Below are 19787 nucleotides of genomic sequence, written 5' to 3'. Positions count from 1 at the left end.
TTCTCGCATTGAATTGATCCGGCAGGACACAGAAGCGCCGGTGGGGTTGCAGATAATCGGCAGCCTGACACCTGGCCCGGGCACCAACCCTTCAATTCAGGAAACAGATTGAGAGGCCGCCCATGCCGGTGGCCGTTGCAGCGTCGTTCGACCTTTAGCCCATGGAGCCGGCAGTGACATCCATCCGCATCGTGAGTGAACCCCGTCGTCGCCGGAAACCGGCGATCCTCGCTGCCATCGCCGTTCTCGCCGTTGCGGGTGGATCGGCCGCAGCCTTCTGGTTTGCAGGAACGGAGCCGACCATTGCGGCCCCGGAGCCTGGCGCGCCGGCGGTGCCGGTCGAAGTCGCCACACCTACCGTTACCAACGTACCCGTCTATCTTGACGGTCTCGGCACGGTGCAGGCGAACTATACAGTCAACATCACGACGCGTGTCGACGGAGAGCTCCAGAGCGTGATGTTCGTCGAGGGACAACCCGTCAAGAAGGGCGACGTGCTCGCCATCATCGACCCTCGCCCTTTCCAGGCAGCCGACGATCAGGCTGCCGCAAAGATCAAGCAGGACCAGGCCGATCTCGCCAATGCCCAATATCTGCTAGTCAAAGACCAGCAACTGTCCCACCCGCAGATCGTTACGCAGGAAACCGTCGAGCAGCAGCAAAGCATGGTGGCAAGTGCGCAGGCACAGCTTGCGCAGGATCAGGCCGCCAAGGAGGCTGCTGACGTGTCGCTCTCTTATACCGAGATCCGCTCACCGATCGACGGCCGCACGGGTATACGTCGGGTCGATCCCGGCAACGAAGTCCAGACGACTGATACGACACCGATCGTCACCATCACCCAGACGCAGCCGATCACTGTCATCTCCACACTGCGTGAGGACGATCTCGACGCAGTGCGTAACGCGCTGAAGGCCGGACCGGTCGAGGTGACGGCGATGTCGATGGACCAGTCGCAGCAGCTTGCGTCAGGCACGCTCGCGCTCATCGACAACGAAATCGATCAGACAACCGGTACGATCCGCATCAAATCGATTTTTGAGAACAAGGATGATGCGCTTTGGCCTGGTCAATTCGTGACGCTGAGGGTCAAGCAGCAGACGCTTCAGAAGGCCGTGACCATTCCTTCCGCAGCACTTGAGCGGGGAGAGGACGGCTTCTTCGTCTACGTTATCGATGCTGCCGGCACGGCTGCCGTGCGCAAGGTCATCCCCGGGCCGATCGAGAGCGGCCACGCCGTCATCGAAAAGGGCCTTACCGGCAACGAACAGGTCGTCACGTCGGGCCAGTATCGGCTGGATGTCGGCACTCATGTCAGCATTCAACAGGCGGCCGCCACGCAAGCCGCCAGCAAGGAATAGGTCATGTCGATCTCCTCCTGGTTCATCGAGCGGCCGATCGCCGCCTCGCTAATGATGGCAGGCCTTTTCGGCATCGGTATCGTCGCCTACCCTCTCCTGCCGGTGGCACCCCTGCCGCAAGTCGATTTTCCGACGATCCAGGTCTCGACACAGCTCCCCGGCGCCGATCCGAAGACGATGGCATCGGCGGTAACCCAGCCGCTGGAGCGGCAGTTCGGCCAGATCCCCGGCGTCACCCAGATGACCTCGACGAGCACGCTCGGCTCGAGCGCGATCACTCTGCAATTGGATCTGTCGCGCGACGTCGATAGCGCCGCCCAGGACGTGCAGACCGCAATCAACGCGGCCGGAGGGCAATTGCCGACGGACCTGCCTTCGCCCCCAACCTATCGCAAGGTCAATCCCGCCGATCCGCCGGTCATGGTTCTTGCGCTCACTTCGGATACGCTGCCGCTGACGCAAGTCGACGATTTTGCCGAAAGCGTGCTCGCGCAGCATGTCAGCCAGATCGACGGCGTTTCGCAGGTTCTGGTCTTCGGACAGCAGAAGCCGGCCGTACGGCTGCAGATCGATCCCGGCAAGATCGCCGAGATGGGACTTTCCCTTGAGGATATCCGCAGCGCCGTGATCGGCATCACCAGCAACTCACCGAAAGGCAGTGTGCAGGGTGGAGAACACACTTACACGATCTATGACAATGACCAGCTCCTGAAGGCCGCCCCCTGGAACGATTCGATCGTCGCTTATCGCAACGGCGCTCCGGTCCGCATCAGCGATATCGGCCAGGCGATCGACGGACCGGAGAACGATCAGCTGGCGGCCTGGGCCGATGGCAAGAGGGCGATCCTCCTGCCGATCTTTAAGCTCCCGGGCGCCAATATCATCGATACGGTTGGTGCGATCCGCGCTGCCCTGCCGCAGCTTCAAGCGATCGCACCGGCCGCCCTCCACCTCTCCATCCTCAGCGATCGGACGACTACCATCCGCGCCTCGGTGGCGGATGTCGAAACGACGCTTGTCATTACCATCGCCCTTGTGGTCATGGTGATCTTCATCTTCCTGCGCAATGTCTGGGTGACGGTGATCCCGAGCGTCACCGTGCCGCTGGCGCTCCTGGCCACATTGGCGCTGATGTATGTCGCTGGCTTCAGCCTCGATAATCTCTCGCTGATGGGCCTGAGTATCGCCGTCGGTTTCGTCGTCGACGATGCGATCGTGATGGTCGAGAACATCCATCGCCATATGGAGATGGACAAAACGCCGAAACAGGCGGCAATCGACGGTGCCCGCGAAATCGGCTTCACCATCATTTCGATCAGTATCTCGCTCGTCGCCGTTTTCATTCCGCTGCTCCTGATGGGCGGCATTGTCGGCCGGCTGTTCCGGGAGTTCGCAATCACCGTGACGATGACGATCGTCGTCTCGGCAATCGTCTCGCTGACCATCACACCGATGATGAGCTCACGCTTCCTGAAGCCGGAAAAAGACGCCAACCATGGCAGGCTTTATGCAATGAGCGAGAAGGCGTTCGACGGGCTTCTTGCCGCCTACCGCTACACGCTCGATATAGCGCTGCGCCATCACCGGCTGACCATGACAGTCTTCATCGCTTCGCTTGCGGCAACCGGCTTCCTGTTCGTCAATATTCCCAAGGGCTTCTTCCCAATCCAGGACACCGGCCTGATCACCGGTACACTCGAAGCCGCGCAGGATATTTCCTTCGCTGAAATGTCGCGCCTCCAGATCGAGGCGGGCAATATCGTTTCCAGCGATCCCGGGGTTGCGACCGTCGGCATGGCCGTCGGCAGCGGATCTGGCCAGACCGTCAATAACGGCCGCATGTTCATCACGCTAAAGCCTGAAGACCAGCGCGATGCCTCGGCAAGCGAAATCATCAACCGGCTTCGTCCGAAACTCGCGCAGATGCAGGGTGCAGAACTCTTCCTGCAGCCGGCGCAGGATATCAATGTCGGCGGACGGGCCTCGGCCACGCAGTTCCAGTATACGCTGCAGGACGGTAATTCCGACGAACTCGATGACTGGGCAGCCAAGCTGCTTGCCACATTCAAGACGCTGCCGGAGCTGACCGATGTCGCCACCGACCAGCAGAATAGCGGCGCTACCGTGACGCTTACGATCGACCGTGACCAGGCATCGCGCTTCGGCATTGCGCCGCAAATGATCGACGATACGCTTAACGATGCTTTCGGCCAGCGCCAGGTCACCCAGTATTTCACCGATCTGAACAGCTACCATGTGGTTCTCGAGCTTGCGCCGCAGTTCCAGAAGTCGCCGCTGGCGATCAACGGTCTCTATATCAAATCGCCGCTGACCGGCGAGCAGGTTCCCTTGAGCGAGCTCGTCAAGCAGACGACGGAGCCGACAGCCGTGCTTGCCGTCAACCACCAGAGCCAGTTTCCGGCCGTTACACTCTCCTTCAACCTTGCAAAGGGGACCGCACTCAGCCAGGCGGTTGCCGCGATCAGCAAGGCTGAGGCCGATCTCGGCAAGCCGGCAACGGTCATCGGCACGTTCCAGGGCAACGCTCAGGCTTATCAGAGCTCGCTCTCAAGCGAACCGCTGCTGGTGCTTGCAGCGATTGCCGTGATCTATCTGATCCTCGGCGTACTCTACGAGAGCTATTTCCACCCGCTGACGATCCTGTCGACGCTTCCCTCCGCAGGCCTCGGTGCTCTCGTCATGCTCTGGGCCTTCGGCTTCGACTTTACCGTGATCGCGCTGATCGGCGTGATCCTGCTGATCGGCATCGTCAAGAAGAACGGCATCATGATCATCGACTTCGCCATCGCCGCCCAGCGCGAGCAGGGACTGTCGCCGGAAGACGCGATCCGTCAGGCCTGTCTCCTGCGCTTCCGCCCGATCATCATGACGACAGCGGCGGCACTTCTTGCCGGCCTGCCGCTGATGCTCGGCCACGGCACCGGCTCGGAACTGCGCCAGCCGCTCGGCTATGCCATGGTCGGTGGCCTGCTCATCAGCCAGGTGATGACGCTCTACACCACTCCGGTCGTCTATCTCTACCTGGAAAAGCTGAGCGAATTCGTCAGCCGCAAACGGCACGCCACCACCGACGCCCCAACCCAAGCCCCGGCGGAATAACCCTCCCAATCGAACGAAAGGAAAAAAACATGGAACCTCTTTCTAGACGCACGGTTCTAGCGCTCGGAGCGATGGGCGGAACGGCACTTGCGGCGGGTGCGGCGCATGCAGCGAGCTTCGGCAATCCCGATCAGCCGGCAGAAGGCGCAATCAACGCCAATCCTGCCGGGCTCTCCGATCCCGGTCCGAAGAACCCCGCCCTTAATGACCAGTTCCCCTCATTCGGCAATCCGCCGGCAACCGATGTTGGCGATATGCAGCTCTTCTGGGGGTCGTTCAACAATGCGCCGAAGCGCATTCAGAACGGCGGCTGGGCACGGCAAGTGACGCAATCCGATTTTGCAATTTCCGAAGCGGTCTCCGGCGTCAACATGCGCCTTGGCCCCGGCGGCATCCGTGAAATGCATTGGCACCGGGCTGCCGAGTGGGCGATCATGACAAACGGCCGCTGCCGGGTGACTGTGCTTGATCCGCAGGGGCGGGCCTATGTGCAGGACGTCGAGGCCGGCGATCTCTGGTATTTTCCGGCAGGTTACCCGCACTCGCTGCAGGGTCTCGGGCCTGAAGGCGCCGAATTCGTCCTCGTCTTCGATGAGGGCGAGCAGTCCGAATATGGCACCCTGCTCCTGACCGATTGGCTGGCGCACACCTCTCCGGAACTGCTCGCCAAGAATTTCGGCGTGCCGCAGGACACGTTCAAGAACATCCCGTTGCAGGATCTCTGGATCTTCCAGGGCAAGGAGCCGGGTCCGCTTTCGGCCGACCAGGAGGCCGTGGCTTCCGGCGGCCTGCCACCCTACCCCTTTACCTATCGGCTGACGGCTTCGGCGCCGCTGAAGCAGAATGTCTCGGGCACGATCCAGCTTGCCGACAGCAGCATCTTCAAGGTTTCCAAGACGATTGCCGCTGCGATCGAGACGATCAAGCCGGGCGGCGTACGCGAAATGCACTGGCATCCGAATGCCGATGAATGGCAGTACTGGATGAAGGGCGAAGGCCGCATGACGGTGTTCGATGCCGGCCCGCGCAGCCAGACCGCCGATTTCCGGCCCGGCGATATCGGCTATGTCAAAAGGAGCCAGGGCCATATCATCGAAAATACGGGCAAGACGGACCTTCAGTTCGTCGCCGTGTTCAAGGTGGCTGAATATCAGGAAGTCGGCCTCTCCTCGTGGCTCACCCATACGCCGGCAGCCCTCGTTGCCCAACACCTCAATATCAGCGTGCAGGATATTGCGAAATTCCCTGCCGACCAGCCGGGCATCATGCCCAAAAGCGGACCCCGGGGGATCACGCTCGAAGACTGACCCCAAGGGATCATGTCAAGGCTGATCCTTCGTATCGAGACTGCACGAAACCCACCTCCGCCGTGACAAATGGCGGAGGTTTTTGGCGTTTTCCGTATAGCGGCACGCCCTTTCCCGCAGATTCGAAAAAATTCTGCATCGCCGCGGAATAAAATCCGCGATGCTTTCGTATACTCAATCATGGAACGGAAAGATCGCCCCTTCGATGTCATTGGTCAGCTCGCAGCGCTTCGGCGCTACGCACGCTCGCTGGTGCGCAATTCGGACGAGGCGGAGGATCTGGTGCATGACACGCTGGTCCGGGCTTTCGAGAAGCGCAAGAGTTTTCGCAGCGGCGGAAACCTGCGCACCTGGCTGCTTTCCATCCTGCACAATGCGCATATCGACCGCGTGCGGCAGACACGCTCGCTGACGCGCCGCCATGATGAGGCGGCGGTGGAGGCGGAACAGTCGCTGCCGGCCGCACAGGAACATGCGGTACGCCTGCAGCAGGTGCGCAACGCCTTTTTCGATCTGCCGGAGGAACAGCGCGAAGCGCTGCATCTCGTGGCGATCGAGGACCTGTCCTACCAGGAAGCGGCCAATGCACTCGGCATTCCTGTCGGCACGCTGATGTCGCGCATTTCCCGCGCCCGCGCCCAGTTGCGCGAGTTCGAGGAGAAGACACCGCGCGTTTCGCATCTGAGGTTAATTGGAGGGAACGGCAATGAAAGCGATTGATCCAATCATCGATGCCGATCTCGACGCCTATGTAGACGGCGAGCTCGATGTCTCACGGCGCATTCAGGTCGAATCCTACCTCTCAGAGAATCCGGCGATTGCCGCAAAGGTCATGGCCGATCTCAGCATGAAGGGTGAATTGCGTCTTGCGCTGGCAGGCGAAAGCGCCTTCGGACGCGCCGAGACGCGCGATGCGGCCCGCAGGCTGGAACGTGGCCTCTCTTATGGCCGTATCCTGCACTCCATGCAGCGCATCGCCGCCGTCGGCGTACTGCTTGCCGCCGGCTGGGTGGCTCATAATTCCTTCGGCGCTTTCACGGCAACGGAAGTCAATGCTTCGGTTCCGGCTCCGGCCTATGTCGAGGATGCGGTGCGCGCCTATCGCACGGCCGCCCTTCGCGAAACCATTCCGTCGCAGAAGGTTCGAGCCTACAGCGCCGAGGATATCCGTGCTGCGACCGCAATCGTCATGCCCGAGCTACCCAAGGACTGGAAGGTTGCCGATGTGCAGGTCTTCCCGTCGGAATTCGGGCCGAGTGTCGAAATGGCAATCGAGGAAGCCGACGGCAAGCGCCTGTCGCTCTTCGCCGTCAGACCGGGCGCCTTCGAGGTGAAGCCGGTCAGCCATATCGCGCTTGAAAGAACAGAAGCCGCCTACTGGCAGATCGGCGAGGTCGCTTATGCGCTGATCGCCGACAACAAAGGCACCAATCTCGATCAGGCGGCCGAACGGCTTGCCCGATCGCTCTACTAGTTTAACCGAGGAGATCAGTCATGAATCCGATCAATCCCCGCTATGGTACCGGCTCCGCCGCCAATACCCAGGTCCTTTTCGATGAAGGCCTCCGCCAGCACATGCTGCGCGTCTACAATTACATGGCGCTTGGCCTGGTCATCACCGGTATCGTCGCCTTCGTTGTCGGCTCTACACCGGCACTCTACGTGCCAATCTTCCAGTCGCCGCTCAAGTGGGTGGTGATGCTGGCGCCGCTCGCCTTCGTCTTCTTTTTCTCGTTCCGTATCCAGACCATGTCATCGAGCACCGCTCAAATGACCTTCTGGGCCTTCTGCGCCGTGATGGGCCTGTCGCTCGCCTCCGTCTTCCTGGTCTTCACCAAGACGAGCATCGCCCAGACCTTCTTCATCACTGCGGCCATGTTCGGCACTATCAGCCTCTACGGCTATACGACAAAGCGTGACCTCTCGAAGATGGGTTCGTTCCTGATGATGGGCCTGTTCGGCATCATCATCGCCTCGATCGTCAATATCTTCCTCGGTTCGTCTGCCTTGCAGTTTGCCATCTCGGTGATCGGTATCGTCGTCTTCGTTGGCCTTACCGCCTACGACACGCAGAACATCAAGGAACAGTATTCAGAAAACTACGATCAGGAATCGAACCAGAAGCTGGCCGTCTTCGGCGCTCTCTCGCTCTACCTGAACTTCGTCAACATCTTCCAGCTTCTGCTCAACTTCACCGGTGAGCGGGAATAGCAGGAATAGGGACCGCGCTTCTGGGGGCAATGGAAGCGCAGAGCGCCCGGTTCGAAATCTGTGACAGGATGGCGGATCGGGTGCTCACTCTTAGGAAACGGCCGGGCTTGATGCCCGGCCGTTTTCATTTGTCCAGATCTTGGATGGTCGGCTCAGAGAATGCCCCAGGCCCGGTAGCGGCCACGACCGGTGATTTCGCGGGTGCCGATCTCGTTGATCAGGTTCAGTGCGCCGCGCTGTGTCACGCTGAGTTCGCGGGCAACCATGGCGGCCGACACCATCGGCCGCGACAGGATGAAATCGGCAAGCTGCGGCAGACTACTGTTCGAGCGGCGGCCGCGGAAGCGTAGCTCCATTTGCGTGCGCGCCAGCGACAGGCGATCGATCTCCTTGAGGCCGGTGACGGCACTTTCCCGCATTGCATCGAGAAATGCCTGCAGGCGCGTAATTCGATCGCGCGAACGCCTGCGTTCGTGACGGATCTGTTTCAGCCCCGTGTTGAACGAAAAGAGATGCGAGGTGACCTTGCCTCTGGCACGCAGGCTGCTCGCAATCAGCAGGCCACCCAGCCAATGCTGGCGGCGCAGGGGCTCGATGCGCTCCCAGGCATCGAAGAGGATGGCGGCCGTGAGGCTCGGCGGCAGTTCGTCGGCAAGCGGGATAAGACCGCGCCACTCCTGAAGCCGCTCTTCCTCATTCCATTCATCGTCGCCGAACAGGCCGAGCGGATCCTCATCGAGCGGCGAAGGGATGGCCTCCGTCAGCTCATCCACGACGCTCTTGCCCGCGTGGCGATCGAGAAGTCTTTGCGAGCGAGCAAGCAGAGCGTCGAGCTCGGCGATTTCGGCGGCAAGCGGCGCCTCGTCGTCCTCGTCCTCCGGCTCGCTCTCGATGGGCTCTGCGCCATCCGCGTTGGGCGCCCTCTCCTGCCCTTCCAGCATGCTGGCGGTCAACACGCCGAGGCCCGCCGGGCTCAGTGCCCAGCCGGGATCGGCGGTCTCGATCCTACGGCGGGTCCGCAGCACGGAATGGGCGATCGTCAGCTCATGGCTCGGTGCCCGGCTATCCATACGGGCGTCGTGCAGAACGAGATCTTCGACATGCACAAGCTCGCCCGCCACCCACAGGGCACCGGCCGCATCGAAGAAATGACTGCGCTCGGCAAAGCCCTGCCCCACTGGGGAGCGTGCCACCCGCTCATCGAGCCGCGCCAGCGCATCTTCCGCCCCGGCAATGGCCGGAAGCAGCGTCTGGAGCATTGCGGCATCAATTTCGTAGCGCATTGTTAGGCTTAATGGATTCTCACAAAGGGAAGCGAAACCCGCATTTCCTTCCGTCAGTTATCTCACTGTGCGAAGACACGGACAACATCACCGATACAGTTGCAGCAGTTTTCACCCGGTTTTTCGGATCGAAGCGCTGCCCACATCCTGATCAACAGCAAGATCGGAGCACGCGGAAGGCTCCGATTGCTCTGCCTCAGTCGGCTTTCCCCGCCTTATAAGCCTCGTAGAGTTCATCGAGACGACCGGAAATATAGGCACCGAAATCGGGCGCGTCACCGGTCTTGAGCGCGATGGTAAAGGATGTGCCGGAACTCTTGATACGGCCGGCGATCCTGCCGCCATTAGCGGGCCGCCATTCGTATTCAGTGCTCTCGGCCTTGACCTCCTCCTTCTTCGAAAGCTCCGCGACAACGAGTTCGAAGCGCCGGTCGCTCTCGACGGCATTGAAGGTGGAAGAGCCGATCAGCTTCGTCAGACGCGCGGCGGCTGCATCCGTCCAGTCCTGAGCCAGTGCCATCCAGCGTCTGCGACCGATGCCGGGCGCAGCACCCACGGCCTGGACGATATCGGCGGGAATGGTCTTTGCCACGGAGATCAGCTTCGACAATTCCGTCTTGTCGGTCGAGAGCGCTTTCATGATGACGGGACGGTCGAACTTCTTGAGTTCGAGATTGAGTGCGAAGACGGCTCGCTCAATATAGGAGAGATTGCGCCGCGCAGAATTTTCGATGCCCTGGGCGATGACCAAATCGGTATCGTCGAGCTTGCGGATGACGGCCTGCACCTTTCGGCCGAGCAGCTTGACGGCCTGAAGACGACGATGACCATAGGCGACCTGGTAGCGGCCGTCATGATGCGGGTTTCGCCGCACAAGGATCGGCACTTCCTGGCCGTTTTCTGCAATCGACTGAACCAGCTCGTCTTCCATGTCGAGCGGCTCATCGGCGAGGCGATCACGAATGAAGGAAGAATCGATCAGATCAGGATCGAGTTCAACGATGTGTTCGCCCGATAGCAGCGCCTCTTCCATCGCCCTGCTCTCTTCCTCCATGCGGCCGAGAGTCAGTGCCATGGTACGCACCGGGCCGGCAGCACCACGCACGGAAGTCTCCTCGAAGTTGGCCGCGGCCAACTCCTGCGCCGTGTCGGTGAACAAGCCCTTCAGTCGATCTCGTCTGCTCATCTGCGGCCCCATGCTTTATGGATGCTGGCAAGAATCTCGCCATTGGCGGCGTTAACCGATTCCAGTGCCCGGTCATAGGTGGAGCGGCGAACCTGCCCCTTTTCGATTTCGTAGAGGGTCTGTTTGGTCAGACCCGCATCGGCAATCGCCGTCGATTTCAGGATCGTCGCGGTCAATACGTCATCCCCAAAAAGGCTGCGCAAGAGCGCCACGATCTGCGACTGCGGTCCGTCGAAAGGTTCATGGCGGGTGACGACATATTTGATGAAATCATGCTGCAGGTCGCCGCCGGCCTTGCGCACGACCGAAAGAAGATCCGAGGTCATCAGCAGGAACTGCGACATGGAGGCGACATCGACCATCTGCGGGTGAATGGTGATCAGGAGCGAGGTGGCAGCACAGACGGCACCGAGCGTCAGGTAGCCAAGTTGCGGCGGGCAATCGATCACGACGATATCGTAATCCTTCTCAACCTCCGCAATCGCATTGCCGACGCGACGGAAAAACAGCTCTTCCGGCTTCTGGCGATCGTTCAGTGCCCGCGGCGTCTCGTGCTCGAATTCCATGAGTTCGAGATTGCCGGGCACCAGATCAAGACCATCGAAATAGGTCTTGCGGACGATATCCTTCAGCGGGCGACGATGCGCATCGTATCGGATCGCACCATAGAGCGTATCGCCATCGGCCAGGTCGAACTCCGGCTGGACGCCGAGCAGGGAGGAAAGCGAAGCCTGCGGATCGAGATCGATCGCCAGGACGCGGTAGCCTTCCAGCGCCAGGTGCTGAGCCAGATAAAGCGTGGTCGTCGTCTTGGCCGAGCCACCCTTGAAATTGGTAATGGCAATGGTCTGCAGCTTCTCGCCATCGCGCCGCGACGGCAGGTAGGAAAGTGCGTCCTTCGGCTTGATCTTCGCCATGTGCTGGCGCAGCTCATTGATCTGGCCGAGAGTGTAGGAACGGCGACCATTCTGCGACACATCGGGTTGCGGACCTTTGCCATCAAGCGACAGTTGGCGAAGATAGCCGTCGGAGACACCGATCATCTGGGCTGCCTCTCCTGACGTGAAAGTCCGGAGGGTCTTTTGCGAAAGCGGCGGGAAAAGCTTGTCACGCAGCAGTTTGAGCTGGCGCGAAAGCTGCGTGGCATGCCGCTCGATGCGAATATCGGTAGTTGATACGCTAATGTTGTCCAAAACACTTGCCCCTTCTTAAAGCGCTTTTTCATCAACATAGCGTCAAAAAGCGTATCGAAGATGACATGATTCGGGGCGAGCCGACAATAAAGACGCTGATAACCATGTGGATAGAAAGTTGGCCGCGGCCAACTCATTCGCCACACTTGCGAAAGATCCGCGTTGACGGCAGAAACCTCTGGAATCCGAGAGGAGATAACGTGCGGCATATTCATATTATCGGCATCGGCACAGGCAATCCCGAGCATCTTACCATTCAGGCGATCAACGCGATGAACGCTGCCGATGTCGTGTTCATCCCGACGAAGGGAGCTGTGAAGTCCGATCTCGCCGCAGTGCGCCGGGACATCTGTGAGCGGTATTTGACCGGCAAAGGCGTCCGCATCGTTGAATTCGAGGTACCGAAGCGCGCAACAAAGGACCGGACTTATGTCCAGAGCGTGGACGACTGGCATGCCGCGGTCGCCCATATCTATGAAGGGCTGATCGACGACCTGTCGGAACACGGGGCCGGTGCCTTCCTCGTCTGGGGCGATCCGAGTCTCTATGACAGCACCATCCGTATTATCGAAAGAGTGCGCGGCGGCGGCGCCTGCTCTTTCGACTATAGCGTCGTTCCCGGCATCACCAGCATCCAGGCGCTCGCAGCCAGCCATCGCATTCCTCTCAATCTCGTCGGCAAGCCTGTCGAAATCACCACAGGCCGGCGACTGACTGAAACGGGGCTGACACATGAAAGCACCGTCGTCATGCTCGATGGCGAGCAGGCCTTTGCGAAGATCGACGATCCCGATGCCGAGATCTTCTGGGGTGCCTATCTCGGCACGGAGAACGAAGTGATCCGTTCGGGCCGACTTGGCGATATGGCCGACGACATCCTCCGGCTCCGGGCCGAAGAGCGAGAGCGACATGGCTGGATCATGGACATCTATCTGCTGCGCAAGGGACGCGATTTCGAGGACTGATTGTTCCGGTCGACGAATCGATCTCGCTTTGCTGCGTCCGGCGCGATCATGTAAGAGATGGGCCAAAGGATGGACGAATGCGCAGCGCCGCCGGCAAAATCTTGGACACAGAGAGGCCTGATGTCGTGGGCATGCAACGTGGCGCCTGCCCAGCGCTTGCAACTCCCATGCAAACGGGCGATGGCCTGCTCGTCCGCCTGCGGCCAGCGGGTGGCGCCCTCACGACCTTGCAATTCCGTCAGTTGACTTCGGCAGCGGCGCGACATGGAAACGGCATTGTTGAAATTACTGCGCGCGGCAATCTGCAGATCCGGGGTCTTCGCAGCGAGTCCGTCGGGCCGCTGGCTGCGGAGATCGATGTAGCAGGCATCATCCTACCTGATGGCGTGGCGATCGAGATATCGCCACTGCACGGCATCGATGCTGGCGAGATCGCCGATGCGGCGGACATGGAAGCGATGCTGCGGAGCAAGCTCAGCGACCTTCTCCGCTCTCCAGACCTTGCTCCGAAACTCTCCCTCCTGATCGATGGGGGCGGTCAGTTTTCATTGTCCGCCCTCGTTGCCGATATCCGCATCGTCGCACAGCCCGAAGGGCAGTGGCTGGTTTCAATAGCCGGCGATGAAGAGGGCGCAATCCCACTGGCCTTCGGCATCGCGAATGCCGCTGTCGACGCGGTAAGCGATCTGCTCCAAATACTGATTGCACACGGCAGGCGGGCTCGCGCCCGCGACATCAATGCGGCAATGCTACGCGCGCATTTTCCGCAGATCGATAGCATTCGATCCATCCGTCCCGCGCCAAGGAAATCGTCCTTCGTTGGCATCACGAGACTGCGGAACAGCGACGCGGTACTCGGTGTGCGCCTGAAATTCGGCCAGGCAAAGGCCGCCGATCTTATTTCCTTTCTCACTTCAGCCGAAAGCGCCGGCGCAAGGGAAATCCGGCTGGCCCCGGATCGTGGTTTCTTCCTGATTGGTTTAGCCGAGACGGCAATTCCGGACATTCAAAATGCAGCCGTCGATCATGGCTTGAGCGTCACGGCGAACGAGCCGGCCGAGCAGATCGCTGCCTGCGCCGGGGCGGGGGCGTGTGCCTCGGGCTTCTACGATACCAGAGCTCTCGCCGGCCAGTTGATCGACCAGGTTCCCGATCTCTTTGACGGCTCGCTGAAGCTTCACCTCTCCGGCTGTGCCAAGGGCTGCGCGCACCGGCGCGCCGATCTGGCGATTGTCGGTTCGGCCGAAGGCTACGGCCTTGTCATCAACGGGCTCGCTTCAGACGGACCGGCCGCAAGGATTGCTGGCGGACAGATCGATTTCGCTATAGAGAGGCTCGCCCGGCTGATCGAAGACAAGAGAGGCGCCGGCGAGTCGAGTGCCAATTGCCTGAGAAGGCTTGGGCCTATTGGTCTCGCCAAGGCGCTGCAACAGGAATAGCAATGCCAGACTACGATTATATCCGCAGCGGAGACGCGATCTACGAGCGCTCCTTCGCGATCATTCGCAGCGAAGCCGATCTGTCGCGTTTTTCGCCTGAAGAAGCCGACGTCGCCGTGCGCATGATCCATGCATGCGGCCTGGTCGAGGCGGCGCAGAATTTCGTCTTCTCGCCCGATTTCGTTCACGCTGCACGCATCGCCTTACAGGACGGCGCACCTATCTTCTGCGATGCCGAGATGGTGGCGCATGGCGTGACCCGTGCGCGCCTTCCGGCCAAGAACGACGTGATCTGTACGCTACATGATCCGCGCACCCACGAGCTCGCCCATCAGACGGGCAATACCCGCTCGGCCGCCGCCCTGCATCTGTGGCTTGATCGGCTCGAAGGCAGCGTCGTGGCGATCGGCAACGCGCCCACGGCACTCTTTCACCTTCTCGAACTGTTGGGGGATGGTGCGCCGAAGCCTGCGGCCATCATCGGCATGCCCGTCGGCTTTGTCGGCGCCGCCGAATCCAAGGATGCACTTGCCGAAAATTCCTATGGCGTTCCCTATGCGATCGTGCGCGGCCGGCTCGGCGGCAGCGCCATGACGGCGGCCGCCATCAATGCACTGTCGAGGGCAGGCCTATGAGCGGCCGTCTGATCGGCGTCGGCACCGGACCCGGCGATCCCGAGCTTCTGACCGTCAAGGCGGTGCGCGCCGTTGAGGGGGCGGACGTCATTGCCTATTTCGCCAAGCAGGGCAGAGGCGGCAACGGCAAGGCGATCGTCGAGCATCTCTTCAAGCCGGGCATCGAACTGTTGCCGCTCTATTATCCCGTCACGACCGAACTCGACAAAGGTGACCCGCTCTACCAGAGCCGCATCACGGAATTCTATAATACTTCGGCCGATGCCGTTGCCCGTCATCTCGAAGCGGGTCGCACGGTCGCGGTACTGAGCGAAGGCGATCCGCTCTTCTATGGCTCCTATATGCATCTGCATGTGCGCCTGTCGCAGCGGTATCCGACCGAAGTCATTCCCGGCATCAGCGCCATGTCCGGCTGCTGGTCGCTGGCAGGCATGCCGATCGTCCAGGGCGACGACGTGCTCTCCGTGCTGCCGGGCACGATGGGCGAGCAGGAGCTGACGCGCCGTCTTGCCGATACCGAGGCTGCCGTGATCATGAAGGTCGGCCGCAACCTGCCGAAGATCCGGCGCGCGCTGGAGGCAGCCGGCCGTCTCAAGGACGCGCTCTATGTCGAGCGCGGCACCATGGCCAATGCCGCCATGGTGAAGCTTGCCGAACGGGGCGAGGGCGATGCGCCCTATTTCTCGCTGGTGCTGGTGCCCGGCTGGGAGGCCAGCCGATGAGCGGGCGCCTGTTCGTAATCGGCACCGGTCCCGGCAATCCGGAGCAGATGACGCCGGAGGCGATGGCCGTCGTCGAAGCCGCCAGTGATTTCTTCGGCTACGGTCCCTATCTCGACCGTCTGACGCTGCGGGCCGACCAGCGCCGCCATGCTTCCGACAACAGGGAGGAACTCGACCGGGCAGGGGCCGCCCTGAGGCTTGCTGCCAACGGCGCCGATGTCTGCGTCGTCTCGGGCGGCGATCCCGGTGTCTTTGCCATGGCCGCTGCTGTCTGCGAGGCGATCGACAACGGGCCGGCAGAATGGCGTGGCGTCGATCTCACCGTCCTGCCCGGCATCACCGCAATGCTTGCGGTTGCCGCCCGTGTCGGCGCACCGCTCGGCCATGATTTCTGCGCCCTGTCGCTCTCGGACAATCTGAAGCCTTGGGCCATCATCGAAAACCGCCTGGCTCTTGCGGCACAAGCCGGTTTCGTCATCGCCCTCTATAATCCGATCAGCAAGGCTCGCCCCTGGCAGCTCGGCACCGCCTTCGGGCTCTTGCGCCGGCATCTGCCAGCCACGACGCCCGTAATCTTCGGCCGTGCGGCCGGCCGGCCCGACGAGCGGATCACCGTGCAGCCGCTGGACGCGGCCGATGCTTCCGTTGCCGACATGGCGACCTGCGTCATCATCGGTTCGCAGGAGACGCGGGTGATCCCCCGCGATGGCCAGCCGGACCTGATCTACACGCCGCGCTTCTTGGCCGGGGAGACGAGATGATCGATCGCTTCGAGCGCCGCTTCCACCGTTTCGACCGACTTCATGATGGCCGCAGGCGCGCGCGCGATCACGACGACCTTGAGCCCAAGCAGGCGTGCCGCCTCGATCTTCGCATAGGCCGCCGTACCACCGCTGTTCTTTGTAACGACGGCATCGATACGATACTGCCGCATCAGGTCGATTTCGCCTTCGAGCGTGAAGGGGCCGCGGTCGAGGAGATATTCGACATCGGCAAGGGCAAGCGGCGGATCGACGGGATCGACGCTACGGACCAGATAGAAATGCTGTGGAGCGATTTCGGCATGATGAGCGCCCTGCCGGCCGGTCGCCAGGAAGACGCGGCGCGGGGCCGGCCCAAGTGCGGCAAGCGCCGCCGGAATGTCGGCCACGATATGCCAATGATCGCCAGGTTCCGGGACCCATTCAGGACGGACGAGCGCGAGCGCAGGGATACCGGTACGTTCGGCGGCCGCCGTGGCATTTGCCGAAATGCGCTCGGCGAAGGGATGGGTGGCATCGATCAGGAGATCATAGCCTCCTTCCGTCAGGAAGGCCGCAAGACCCTCTGCCCCGCCGAAACCCCCAACGCGAACGGGAACCGGCTGCTGGGCAGGAGCCTCCGTGCGGCCGGCCAGCGACAGGAGAATGTCGAGGTCTTCCCGCGGGGCAAGCGCTGCAGCCAGCCTGCGCGCCTCGCTGGTGCCGCCGAGGATCAGGATACGGGTCTTCTCCATGTCTGACAGCTCCCCCTCCGTCCCGCGCTGGCTCACTCTTATCGGCATCGGCGAAGATGGTCCAGACGGGCTCGGCGAGGAGGCAAAGCGTCTGATCGCCGCCGCACCGGCCGTCTTCGGCGGTGCACGTCATCATGAACTTGTCGGCACACTGATCACGGGCGAACGTTTCGCCTGGCAGAGCCCTTTCGAAAAATCGGTCGAGGCGATCGTCGCGCGGCGTGGTACGCCCGTCGTCGTTCTGGCCTCGGGCGATCCCTTCCTCTACGGCGTCGGCGCAACGCTGTCGCGTCGCATCGCTGTCGATGAAATGCATACCATCCCGGCCCCCTCCGCCTTCAGTCTGGCGGCAGCACGGCTAGGCTGGCCGCTGCAGGAGACAGCCTGTGTCTCGCTGCACGGACGCCCACTTGATCTCATCCGCCCGCATCTGCATGCCGGCAGGCATATTCTGGCGCTGACCTCGGACGAGAAAGGCCCGCAGGCACTCGCCGATCTGCTTGTCGCCAATGGCTTTGCCGAGACGCGGCTGACGGTGCTGGAAGCGCTCGGCGGCGGGCGAGAGCGCATCCGCAGCGCTATAGCCGCGGGCTTCGATTTCGACGCGATCGACACTCTGAACGTCTGCGCCCTCGAGGTTGTGGCAGGTGCGGGCGCGCGTATCCTGCCCTATGCCCCCGGCATCGACGACGAACTCTTTGAGCATGACGGACAGATTACCAAGCGGGAGATCCGCGCCGTCACGCTATCGGCGCTATCGCCACGGCACGGTGAACTCCTCTGGGACATCGGCGCCGGCTCAGGATCTGTCGGTATCGAATGGATGCTGGCTGATCCGTCGCTGCAAGCAATCGCGATCGAACAGGCGCCGGAACGCGCTGCCCGCATCGCCCGCAATGCCACTGCCTTCGGCGTGCCGCAGCTTGCCCTTGTCGAAGGCACGGCACCCGCAGCACTCGCCGGCTTGCCCGTGCCGGATGCGGTCTTCATCGGCGGCGGTGGCAGCGAGGCCGGCGTCATGGACGCGGCGATCACGGCACTGAAGCGGGGAGGGCGGCTCGTTGCCAATGCTGTTACGCTGGAAATGGAAGCATTGCTGCTCAAAGAATACGGCGCGCGCGGTGGCACGTTGACGAAAATCGAAATTGCCCGCGCCGCTCCCGTCGGCGGCATGAGCGGCTGGCGACCGGCCATGCCCGTCACGCAGTGGTGCTGGATCAAGGAATAGAAGAATGACCGTTCATTTCATCGGCGCCGGACCGGGTGCAGCAGATCTCATTACCGTGCGCGGACGCGACCTGATCGGCAAATGCCCTGTCTGCCTCTATGCCGGGTCCATCGTCTCGCCCGAGCTCCTGCAATATTGTCCGCCAGGCGCGCGCATCATCGATACCGCGCCGATGTCGCTTGACGAGATCGAGGCCGAATATCTCCGCGCCGCCAATGCCGGTCAGGATGTCGCCCGACTGCATTCCGGCGATCTTTCCGTCTGGAGCGCAGTCGCCGAGCAAATCCGCCGGCTGGAGAAACACGGCATCGACTACACGATGACGCCGGGCGTCCCAGCCTTTGCAGCTGCAGCCTCAACGCTCGGGCGTGAACTGACGATCCCGGCCGTCGCGCAAAGCCTTGTGCTGACGCGCGTATCGGGCCGCGCCTCGCCGATGCCGAATGAAGAAACGCTGGAAAAATTCGGCGCGACGGGAGCGACACTGGCAATCCATCTCGCCATCCATGCGCTGGCCGAGGTCGTGACGGAGTTGACGCCGCTCTATGGCGCCGATTGCCCTGTCGCCATCGTGGTGAAAGCCACCTGGCCGGACGAGCGTATCCTGCGCGGCACGCTCGCCGATATCGAAGCAAAGGTGGCGGCCGAGCCGATCGAGCGCACGGCCATCATCTTCGTCGGTCGCTCGCTCGGATCGGAAGATTTCCGCGAAAGCTCGCTCTACGACCCGGCCTATCAGCGTCGTTTCCGCGGTCGCGAATAGGGTTCAGACCTTCGCGACGAGATAATCCATGCTCGCCTTCACGGCTGCGCCGGGATCCTTCAGTGCATGCACTTCGGATGCGAAGGGCTCGAAAGAGAAGGGGCCTTTGTAGCTTGCCTGCAGCAATGCGCGGATCTGGGCGGCATTGCCGAGCCGGTCGTCGGCATCGACCAGAACACGGTGAGGATCGCGCATATCGGAGACGGAAACCGCAGGATCGCTGACGCCGGAAATATGCACCAGCCCGGTCAGATGGGGGAAGAAGGGAGTTTCGCCGGCAAGGTGATGATGGAAGGTGTCGTGCACCAGCCGGAAGGTTGGTTGCGCATTCAGCGTCTCGATCGCATCGGCTGCTTCCGCCTTTGAGCGCAGCGAGCAGATTTGAAAACCGAGCGGCTCGACGAGACCGACGATACCGGCCGCATCGAGCATCGGCCGGAGTGCAGTCAGAGCCTCACGCAGATTGGCCTGTCGCTCGCCATTGGCTGTTCCCGTGCCGTCATTCTTCGGAACCAGAACCAGCGCCCGCGAGCCGACCGCCCTTGCATAATCGATCAGCTCGCGGGCTTCCCGCTCGCGTGTCGCGTTCCATTCGTTGAAGCGCTGCAATGCGTTGATCGAGATGATTGCGACGCCATGGCGGGCGGCCGCCTGCTTGATGACATCGGGCTTTGTCCCGTCGAGAATGGCATTGCCGGAGAGATCATTGCGGATCTCCACCGCATCGATGTCGAGCGAGGCGGCAAGTGCAAAGAAATCCTCGATCGAAAGCGAAGGTGCCGCCATATGGTTCAGCGCGAAACGGACGGATGCCATGCGAAATCTCCTCCTCGCTCCTCATGCATGAGAAGCATTATGACTGTCTGATCGAATCTCTAC

18 protein-coding genes are annotated in these 19787 nt (G+C 61.6%); 13 read left to right on the top strand and 5 right to left on the bottom strand.

Going from position 1 to position 19787, the window contains the following annotated elements:
• The first annotated feature begins 173 nt into the window (after nucleotides 1-173).
• The 6 genes from FHX06_RS12155 (at nucleotide 174) to FHX06_RS12130 (ending at nucleotide 7999) form a co-directional block, all read left to right on the top strand.
• Nucleotides 174-1361 carry an efflux RND transporter periplasmic adaptor subunit gene (locus FHX06_RS12155; RefSeq protein ID WP_183879439.1) on the top strand — a complete coding sequence of 396 codons (1188 nt, stop codon included), beginning with the start codon at nucleotides 174-176 and terminating at the stop codon, nucleotides 1359-1361.
• A 3-nt stretch (nucleotides 1362-1364) separates the two neighbouring features.
• Nucleotides 1365-4481 (top strand): efflux RND transporter permease subunit, encoded by a 3117-nt coding sequence (locus tag FHX06_RS12150; protein WP_183879437.1) that lies wholly within the window; start codon nucleotides 1365-1367, stop codon nucleotides 4479-4481.
• Nucleotides 4482-4510: 29 nt separating this feature from the next.
• Nucleotides 4511-5788, top strand: a complete 1278-nt coding sequence (locus FHX06_RS12145) for an oxalate decarboxylase family bicupin (protein WP_112971557.1) — start codon at nucleotides 4511-4513, stop codon at nucleotides 5786-5788.
• A 180-nt stretch (nucleotides 5789-5968) separates the two neighbouring features.
• On the top strand, nucleotides 5969-6508 hold the full coding sequence (locus FHX06_RS12140) for a sigma-70 family RNA polymerase sigma factor (protein ID WP_112541371.1): 540 nt from the start codon (nucleotides 5969-5971) through the stop codon (nucleotides 6506-6508).
• The gene (locus FHX06_RS12135) at nucleotides 6495-7262 is read left to right on the top strand and encodes an anti-sigma factor family protein (RefSeq protein WP_113117822.1); all 768 of its coding nucleotides are present in this window, start codon (nucleotides 6495-6497) and stop codon (nucleotides 7260-7262) included. Before FHX06_RS12140 ends, FHX06_RS12135 begins: the two co-directional genes overlap by 14 nt.
• Before the next feature lie 20 nt (nucleotides 7263-7282).
• Nucleotides 7283-7999, top strand: coding sequence for a Bax inhibitor-1/YccA family protein (locus FHX06_RS12130; protein ID WP_112541345.1), 717 nt, complete (start codon nucleotides 7283-7285; stop codon nucleotides 7997-7999).
• A gap of 152 nt (nucleotides 8000-8151) precedes the next feature.
• On the opposite strand, the gene FHX06_RS12125 is transcribed toward FHX06_RS12130, so the two are convergent.
• The 3 genes from FHX06_RS12125 to repA form a co-directional block, all read right to left on the bottom strand.
• A complete protein-coding gene (locus FHX06_RS12125; RefSeq protein WP_183879435.1) occupies nucleotides 8152-9282 on the bottom strand; it encodes an RHE_PE00001 family protein in 1131 nt (376 codons plus the stop codon).
• Between the two features lie 196 nt (nucleotides 9283-9478).
• Nucleotides 9479-10468 (bottom strand): plasmid partitioning protein RepB, encoded by a 990-nt coding sequence (gene repB, locus FHX06_RS12120; protein WP_183879433.1) that lies wholly within the window; start codon nucleotides 10466-10468, stop codon nucleotides 9479-9481.
• Nucleotides 10465-11661: a plasmid partitioning protein RepA gene (repA, locus tag FHX06_RS12115; protein WP_113015643.1), complete on the bottom strand. Its 1197-nt coding sequence runs from the start codon at nucleotides 11659-11661 to the stop codon at nucleotides 10465-10467. The genes repB and repA overlap by 4 nt, the downstream gene beginning before the upstream one ends.
• A gap of 200 nt (nucleotides 11662-11861) precedes the next feature.
• Between repA and cobF the strand changes: the two genes are divergently transcribed.
• From cobF to FHX06_RS12090, 5 genes are all read left to right on the top strand, one after another.
• On the top strand, nucleotides 11862-12626 hold the full coding sequence (gene cobF, locus FHX06_RS12110; protein ID WP_113015644.1) for a precorrin-6A synthase (deacetylating): 765 nt from the start codon (nucleotides 11862-11864) through the stop codon (nucleotides 12624-12626).
• A 77-nt stretch (nucleotides 12627-12703) separates the two neighbouring features.
• Nucleotides 12704-14065 (top strand): precorrin-3B synthase, encoded by a 1362-nt coding sequence (gene cobG / locus FHX06_RS12105; protein ID WP_113015645.1) that lies wholly within the window; start codon nucleotides 12704-12706, stop codon nucleotides 14063-14065.
• A gap of 2 nt (nucleotides 14066-14067) precedes the next feature.
• Nucleotides 14068-14700 (top strand): precorrin-8X methylmutase, encoded by a 633-nt coding sequence (locus FHX06_RS12100; RefSeq protein ID WP_112541339.1) that lies wholly within the window; start codon nucleotides 14068-14070, stop codon nucleotides 14698-14700.
• Nucleotides 14697-15422, top strand: a complete 726-nt coding sequence (locus tag FHX06_RS12095) for a precorrin-2 C(20)-methyltransferase (protein WP_113015647.1) — start codon at nucleotides 14697-14699, stop codon at nucleotides 15420-15422. Before FHX06_RS12100 ends, FHX06_RS12095 begins: the two co-directional genes overlap by 4 nt.
• Nucleotides 15419-16183, top strand: a complete 765-nt coding sequence (locus tag FHX06_RS12090; protein WP_183879431.1) for a precorrin-3B C(17)-methyltransferase — start codon at nucleotides 15419-15421, stop codon at nucleotides 16181-16183. Before FHX06_RS12095 ends, FHX06_RS12090 begins: the two co-directional genes overlap by 4 nt.
• On the opposite strand, the gene FHX06_RS12085 is transcribed toward FHX06_RS12090, so the two are convergent.
• Entirely contained in the window at nucleotides 16147-16917 is a 771-nt protein-coding gene (locus FHX06_RS12085) for a cobalt-precorrin-6A reductase (protein ID WP_183879429.1), read from the bottom strand. The two genes, FHX06_RS12090 and FHX06_RS12085, sit on opposite strands and share 37 nt — an antisense overlap.
• Here FHX06_RS12085 and cbiE point away from each other — a divergent pair.
• Together cbiE and cobM are read left to right on the top strand one after the other, a co-directional pair.
• Entirely contained in the window at nucleotides 16916-18145 is a 1230-nt protein-coding gene (gene cbiE / locus FHX06_RS12080; RefSeq protein ID WP_183879427.1) for a precorrin-6y C5,15-methyltransferase (decarboxylating) subunit CbiE, read from the top strand. The two genes, FHX06_RS12085 and cbiE, sit on opposite strands and share 2 nt — an antisense overlap.
• 4 nt (nucleotides 18146-18149) lie before the next feature.
• Entirely contained in the window at nucleotides 18150-18908 is a 759-nt protein-coding gene (gene cobM / locus FHX06_RS12075; protein WP_113209529.1) for a precorrin-4 C(11)-methyltransferase, read from the top strand.
• Between the two features lie 3 nt (nucleotides 18909-18911).
• On the opposite strand, the gene FHX06_RS12070 is transcribed toward cobM, so the two are convergent.
• Nucleotides 18912-19724, bottom strand: coding sequence for a TIM barrel protein (locus FHX06_RS12070; protein ID WP_113212153.1), 813 nt, complete (start codon nucleotides 19722-19724; stop codon nucleotides 18912-18914).
• Between the last annotated feature and the right edge of the window lie 63 nt (nucleotides 19725-19787).

It is taken from the genome of Rhizobium sp. BK512, from assembly GCF_014194915.1.
Taxonomy (GTDB): Bacteria; Pseudomonadota; Alphaproteobacteria; order Rhizobiales; family Rhizobiaceae; genus Rhizobium.
Note: the sequence above shows the minus strand (reverse complement) of the source record. Positions and strands in the feature narration are given on the sequence as shown.